General features: G+C 57.9%; 6 protein-coding genes. 5 read left to right on the top strand and 1 reads right to left on the bottom strand.

The features are described from left to right. Positions 1-64: 64 nt before the first annotated feature. From ISP18_RS01195 to ISP18_RS01180, 4 genes are read left to right on the top strand one after another with little or no spacing between them, the layout of a single operon-like run. Complete coding sequence (locus ISP18_RS01195; RefSeq protein WP_380016209.1) at positions 65-1,525, top strand: cytochrome P450; 1,461 nt, start codon at positions 65-67, stop codon at positions 1,523-1,525. 49 nt (positions 1,526-1,574) lie between these two features. Continuing rightward, the gene (locus ISP18_RS01190) at positions 1,575-2,978 is read left to right on the top strand and encodes an MATE family efflux transporter (protein ID WP_380016207.1); all 1,404 of its coding nucleotides are present in this window, start codon (positions 1,575-1,577) and stop codon (positions 2,976-2,978) included. Positions 2,979-3,018: 40 nt separating this feature from the next. After that, the gene (locus tag ISP18_RS01185) at positions 3,019-3,810 is read left to right on the top strand and encodes a thioesterase II family protein (RefSeq protein ID WP_380016205.1); all 792 of its coding nucleotides are present in this window, start codon (positions 3,019-3,021) and stop codon (positions 3,808-3,810) included. Continuing rightward, complete coding sequence (locus ISP18_RS01180) at positions 3,779-4,582, top strand: 4'-phosphopantetheinyl transferase family protein (protein ID WP_380016203.1); 804 nt, start codon at positions 3,779-3,781, stop codon at positions 4,580-4,582. Before ISP18_RS01185 ends, ISP18_RS01180 begins: the two co-directional genes overlap by 32 nt. Positions 4,583-4,681: 99 nt before the next feature. On the opposite strand, the gene ISP18_RS01175 is transcribed toward ISP18_RS01180, so the two are convergent. Beyond that, positions 4,682-5,623, bottom strand: coding sequence for a LysR family transcriptional regulator (locus ISP18_RS01175; protein WP_380016201.1), 942 nt, complete (start codon positions 5,621-5,623; stop codon positions 4,682-4,684). Positions 5,624-5,732: 109 nt separating this feature from the next. Between ISP18_RS01175 and ISP18_RS01170 the strand changes: the two genes are divergently transcribed. Beyond that, positions 5,733-6,584: an oxidoreductase gene (locus tag ISP18_RS01170; RefSeq protein ID WP_380016199.1), complete on the top strand. Its 852-nt coding sequence runs from the start codon at positions 5,733-5,735 to the stop codon at positions 6,582-6,584. Positions 6,585-6,751: the final 167 nt, after the last annotated feature.

The raw sequence follows: 6,751 nt of genomic DNA, 5'->3' as shown, positions 1-6,751 counted from the left end.
GTGGCGTATGTATCTGCGATGAAAAGTGACCCGTTATTTCACACATGCACTCAGGAAAGCCATCATGAATTCGACTACCGAAGCCTCTGAATTGAGCGCGGAAAATCTCGGCGAGCTTAAATATTCGCGCACGATTGCGGATCTATCAGGCCCCAAGGGCCTGCCTTTCCTGGGTAACGCGCTACAGATGAGTGGGCGCCAATGGCACCTGAGTTTGGCCAAATGGGTCCGTGAATTCAGGCCGATTTTTCGATTGACAGTGCCGGGCGGCTCGGTGGTGGTCGTCTCGGATCGCGCGACCGCTGGCGCGCTATTGCGTGAACGTCCTGAACAGTTCAGACGAGTCGGCGGACTCAAGACGATCATGAACGAGCTGAACATCAGCGGTGTCTTTATCGCGGAGGGCGATGATTGGCGCAAGCAGCGCAAGCTTGTCATGGGTGGACTCAATGCCGAGGTGATACGGAATTTCTTTCCCAAGATGTCATTTATGGCCGAACGCATGCTTCGACGCTGGAAAACTGCGTTAGCGGAAGGCAGGCCCGTCGACTTGCGTCGAGACCTGAAAGCCTTTGCGCTCGATGTCACCGTGGGCATCGCGATGGGGCATGACCTTGACGTGGTCAACCATGACGGCAGTCAGCTGCAGCGCGATGTCGACAATATGTTTCAGCGCCTTGGCGCCCGCGCTTTTGCACTGTTTCCTTATTGGCGTCATTTCAAGTTGCCGGCGGATCGGGAGGCCGACAAGTCCGCAGCCAATATTGAACAGACGGTCGCCGGGTTCATCCGGAACACGCGCGCGCGCATGGAGCAGCAGCCACATCTACGGCAAAAGCCGACCACCATGCTGGAGGCCATGATCGCTGCCAGCGACGATCCCGAATCGGGTTTCACCGATCAGGACCTCATCAACAATGCCATCCTGAGCGTGATCGGCGGTGAGGACACGACGGCCAATACCATGGCGTGGATGATCAATTTGCTGGCGCAGAATCCTGACGCCGCGTCCGCGCTAGCCGCCGAAGCCGATGCAGTGCTTGATGACGCCGAATTGGCGCACGACTGGGAAATGATGAAGCAGTTTCCTTACCTCGACGCTGCTCACAATGAAACCCAGCGATTGAGAACCGTCGCGCCCTTTATCGGCATCGTCAGCAATGCCGATTGTGTCGTTGCCGACACCTTTGTCCCGAAGAATACGGCGATCATGGTCTCCACCGCAGGCGAAGGGTTGGACGAAGCCCAGTTTCCGCAAAATGATGCGTTCCTGCCGGAGCGCTGGATATTCGACCAGAAACCACAGAAGGAAGACGATCCGGCACGGAAGCTGATTCCATTCGGTGACGGCCCGCGTCTGTGTCCCGGCCGCTTCCTTGCGCTGACCGAAATCAAATTGGTGATCTCGATGGTCATGCACAACTTTGAACTGGAATTCGACACCCATGCACCGCCGATTCAACAGATCATGAATTTCTTCATGAGCCCGAGTGCGGTGCCGGTGCGACTCAAGCTTCGTAGTTGACGGTAGGCATCAGGCGGGACCATGGCATCGCACCTCAAGGGGCATCAGCTTGAAACCGATCCACGCAGGTTTTGATTTTGGACTCGCCAAACGGGTCTTGAACGTCTCACTCCCGTTGATGGGATCGATGGTCGGCAGCTTGCTGGCGATGTTCGTCGATCGAATCTGCCTGGCGAGATATTCGAATGACACCTTGACGGCTTCCGGGCCGGCCATCTATACCGCAACGGCAATCGTAGGTTTCTTTGCTGCAGTGGTGGGATTTTCCAGGTCGTGCGTCGCGCAGGCGTTCGGGCGATCGGGGAAGAAAGAGGCGGCCTACCAGGGTGCCATCGGCATCCTGATCGGTGCCGTGTTCGCCGTGACGCTTGTGCTGATGGCGCCGCTCATCGAGCAGATTCCCTTTTTGAGCAACAGGCCGCCCGACATTACGAAACTGGAATCGCAATTTTTGTATTGGTCCGCCTATTTTGGCGGTGCGATGACGTTCAACATGTCGCTTTCTTCCTATTTCAACGGGATCGGCAGGACACGTATCACCTTGACTGCTGGGCTGATCGGCCAAGCGGTGGGAGTCGTGATGACCATCGGATTGGTATTCGGCAAGTTCGGCTTGCCTGAACTTGGCATGCGCGGCTCCGCGATGGGAACATTGGCGGGGTCGCTGTCGGTGATGGCCTGTTATTTGTTCTGCATGCCCGGTGAGGTCTGGGGCAACCTCAGGGCTTTGGTATTCAAGCGCAAGGGTTCCATGTTGGCCGACGTGCTGCAGCGCTTGAAGAAAGGCTTCATTCTGGGAGCCTCGGCGGGCATCGACAATTTCGGCAACGCGGCGTTTATCTGGGTGATTGCCGGATTGGGTTCGATCGCGCTGGCGGCCAATAACATCAATTTGACCGTGAACTATATGGGCATCATCCCGGTTCTCGGCTTGGGTATCGGGTGCAGCGTATTGTGCGGAAATGCGATCGGCGAGAACAATTTTGCGCAGATCCCGAGAATTCTTCTGGTGACCCTGGTGATCGAGCTGACGTACATCGTCATCATCTCGTTTTTCCAGATAGCGACGCCGGGACCACTGTTGAGTCCCTTTGGACTGGCGGACAAGCCGCCGGAAATTCAACGGGCGTCCATTGCGACCGCACGTGTGTTGTGGGTCTATTCGCTGGCATTTGCCTTCTCCATGACCGGCGCCGCGGTACTGGAGAGCTTTGGCTTGACCCGGTTCCTGTTCGTCACGCGATTGGTGATGATGTGGTTCATCAGCATTCCGACGATCTACGCGATTACAACCGCGCATGTTGGAAACCCGAATATCCTTCCGACTTGCTGGGTGATCGGTTCGACGTTCGAGGCGGTCATTGGCGTGCTTTATTTCTTGCGCATTTTTTCCGCGGTGAAGAAACGTCAGAATGGCATCGTGCTGACGTACGCCGAAAGCCGAAGCACGTAGGCATCTAGGCATTAAGCAGGACGGGAGGGAAGGGGGCGCCATGGTAGTAAACATGCGGGCAAGCGCGATCGATCCAGGCCGCTGGTTTCGGCGCTTTGGCGCGAGCGCTGGCGCCCGTCGCCGCCTGATCTGTTTTCATCACGCTGGCGGCGGCCCTTCGCTCTTCCGAGACTGGCAGCAACATGTTGCGCCATACACCGAAGTGTGGGCGGCGGCGATTCCAGGGCGGGAAACACGCTTCGCCGAACCGCCCCTGTATCGACTGGACACGCTGGCCATGATGCTGGCCGACATGCTGCCGCTCGATCTCCCGTTTGCCTTCTTCGGCCATAGCCTGGGCGGTGTGGTGGGCTTCGAAGTCGCACGGCAATTGCATGAGCGCCGTTTGCCTCTACCGAAACGCTTGTTCGTATCGGCGTGCCCCGCGCCGCAACTGTGCCGGCGGGAAAGATCGCGCGCCACGCTTAACGATACGGAATTGCTGCGCACACTGGAGAGCTTTGGCGCTACGCCAAGCGAAATCCTCGGGCATCCCGAATACCTGAAAGTCGTGCTGTCGGTGCTGCGTGCGGACTTCAATCTCATCGACAGCTACGTGGTGCCGGAAGGCAGCGCGTTCCGGTTGCCGATCACGGCTTACGCCGGTACCGCCGACGCACATATCACGCCGACACGGATACTGGCCTGGGAACGCTGGGCGCTACCGGGCTTTGCGTGCCGCAGCTTCGAAGGCGACCACTTCTATCTCAATCATCAACGCATCGCACTGATCGACGACTTGTTCGCGCGCTGGAGAGAAGATGGAGCGCAAAGAATGGCCGCGCATGAATGATCTGGCCAGCATGCGTGATAGCGGTGCCATAGACATGCGGGCAGGATGCCGGCTCATCGTCATCCATGCCACCCCCGCTGTTTTGTGGCAGCAGGCCCGAGATGCTTGCGACGACGCGTTGGCGCAGGGTCATGCCTTCGTGGCGATCTTGCGTGGCGCGGAAGTGTTCGCCGACGAGCACGTGTTGACCGACGAAGATCGACAACGTGCCGCGCGCTTTCGCCAAACCGGCGACCGCCACAACTTCGTGCTAGGGCGCACCATGGTGCATCGTCTGGTTTGTCCGCGAGATGTTTCGATGCCGCGAGCCTTCTCCATCGGCCCTCATGGCAAGCCCTTTTTGGCCGACGCGCCCGCTTACAACCTGTCCCACTCAGGCCACTGGGTTGCCTGTGCCGTAAGCCAGCACGAACCCATTGGCATCGATGTCGAAACCTTTGCGCATCTGAAGGACTATCGGGATCTTCTCACCACGATCACGCATCCGACCGAGCGCCGTCACATCGAGCAAGCCCCATTGGATAGTCGCCTGGCACTGTTCAAACGCTGCTGGACGCGCAAGGAAGCCATCTTGAAAGCTACCGGAAAAGGGCTCAGCGACGACCTGCAAACCATCGATGTCTGCCTGGATCAAAGCGAGCCCGTGCTCCATCATCCGGCATCATTGCGCCTGATCCATCTGCCGGTGGATCAAGAGCAGGCGACGATCGCGCTAGCCTTGAATCCTTCGGTATCCGCTGTAGTGGCGATGCTCGTCGCTGGACCGAGTTGAAATTTTCGGTGAACAGATCCGGCGAGTGCTGGCATCGCCGCTGTGACGCTCGATGCTAGCGTGCTCGTGGCCAGCATCACTGCCTACAATCTGCCTCACTCAAGCCGCTGGCTCATCTCGCCGCGCTCGCAAGAGCGTCAATAATGCAGCCAGGACAGGAGAGACCTGCTTGCGCGAAGGGTAGTAGAGGAAAAATCCGGGGAAGGGAGGGGTCCAGTCTTCCAATAGCCTGACTAAACGCCCCGCTGTGATATGGGGTGTCGCCTCATGCTCCAGCACGTAGGCGATGCCAAGGCCATCGATCGCGGCTTGAAGCATGAGGTCCGGCTCATTGAATGTCAGCGGGCCAGAGAGCTCCACTTTCAATTCGCGGCCATCCTTTTCAAATTCCCATGCATAAATGTTGCCTGCTGTTTCCATGCGGTAATTGATGCAACGGTGATGCTGGAGATCTTCCGGTGTGCCGGGAGCGCGATGTCGCGACAGATATTCAGGCGAGGCGACCACGGTCATCCTGAGCGTCGGCCCGACTGGCAAGGCGACCATATCTTGCTGGAGCTTCTCACCTAGCCGAATGCCGGCATCGAAGCGCTCGGAAACGAGATCCCGGAAGGCATAGTCGATGATGACTTCGACGGTTGCCTCCGGATAGGTCGCGCAGAAATCGGTCAGCACCGGACGAATGACGGCCTTATACCCCTGCCGCGTGGCGGTGATGCGCAGGGTGCCAGAAACGCGATCACGGTTTTGGCTCAGCTCGCCCAGGGCGCTGTCAATGGCGTCCAACGCAGGTTCGAGCGCCAACAGGAGCATCTCCCCTTCGGAGGTCGGCGCGACGCTGCGACTGGTTCGCCGAAGCAGTGGATAGCCGAGGCGGGATTCCAGTCGCTTGATCGTATAGCTCAGCATCGAATTGGAAACATTCAATTCGGCGGCGGCACGCGAAAAGCTTCGCGTACGCGCGACAGCGGCGAAGGCTGCGAGGTCGTCGAGAACCCCGCGTGATATGACTCCGGGCGACATCGTTTTATCTGATTGCATGCGTCATGCTAATTATTCGCGATGATTGAATGGATGGTCGCCCCTATCCTTTCTCGAGGTCAAGGCGCGTCAAGACAGCGCCGGCGGTCCGAAAAGAAACGGAGAAATCATGATTGGCGACAATTCAGTGTGGTTGATAACAGGCAGCTCTTCCGGTTTAGGTCGAGCCTTGGCCGAAAAGGTGCTTGAACGCGGCTATCGTGTCGTTGCCACGGCACGCAAGGCCGACGCAGTGCGCGACCTTGTTGGGCATTACGGCGACAGAGCAATCGCTGTCACCCTCGACGTCACCCAATCCGAGCAGATAACTGCCGCGGTGAAGACCGCATATGACACGTTCGGTCATATCGACGTACTCGTGAACAATGCCGGTTATGGCTATATCGGCGCCATCGAGGAAGGCGAAGATGCTGAAATCCGCGCGCAATTTGATACAAACGTGCATGGCGTCATCGCCTTGATGCAGGCCGTGCTTCCGGGAATGAGGCAGCGTGGCAAAGGGCATATCGTCAATGTGAGCTCGATCGGGGGGCTGACCACGTTTCCAAACGTCGGCTACTACCATGCGAGCAAGTACGCTCTTGAAGGGCTTTCCGAAACCCTCGCAAAGGAAGTGGCGCCGTTCGGTATCGGTGTGACCGTGGTCGAGCCTGGCGCGTTTCGGACGGATTTTCGCGGCCGATCGATACGGCAATCCAACATCCGGCTTCCTGAGTTTGCCGACACCTTGGGTAAGCAACGCAATGCGCTGCTCCAATCACACGGAAAGCAGCACAACGATCCGGCGAAGGGCGCTGTTGCGATCATCGAGGCGATAAAGGCGAAAAATCCGCCACTGCACCTGCTGCTGGGTGCGGATGCGCTCGATCTGGCACGCAAACAGCTTGCCGCCCTCGCAAAGAGTTTCGACGAGTGGGAGACGCTTACGCGCAGTACGGAATTTGATGAAGCTGCTTATTGAGCTTTTTCACTATTCACGACAGGTGCGATCACTTGCCTTACCGTCATCCCGGCGAAAGCCGGACGTAGCGCGAAGCGCGGAGAACGTCCGGCTTTCGCCGGGATGACGAATATTTAGGCATTTCGGCAAGCCGTGCAAAATTTTCTCAGGACAGCAGTGTGCGAATG

This window comes from Dyella humi, from assembly GCF_044904605.1.
GTDB classification, from domain to species: domain Bacteria; phylum Pseudomonadota; class Gammaproteobacteria; order Xanthomonadales; family Rhodanobacteraceae; genus Dyella_B; species Dyella_B humi.
This window is presented reverse-complemented; position numbering and strand designations above follow the sequence as displayed.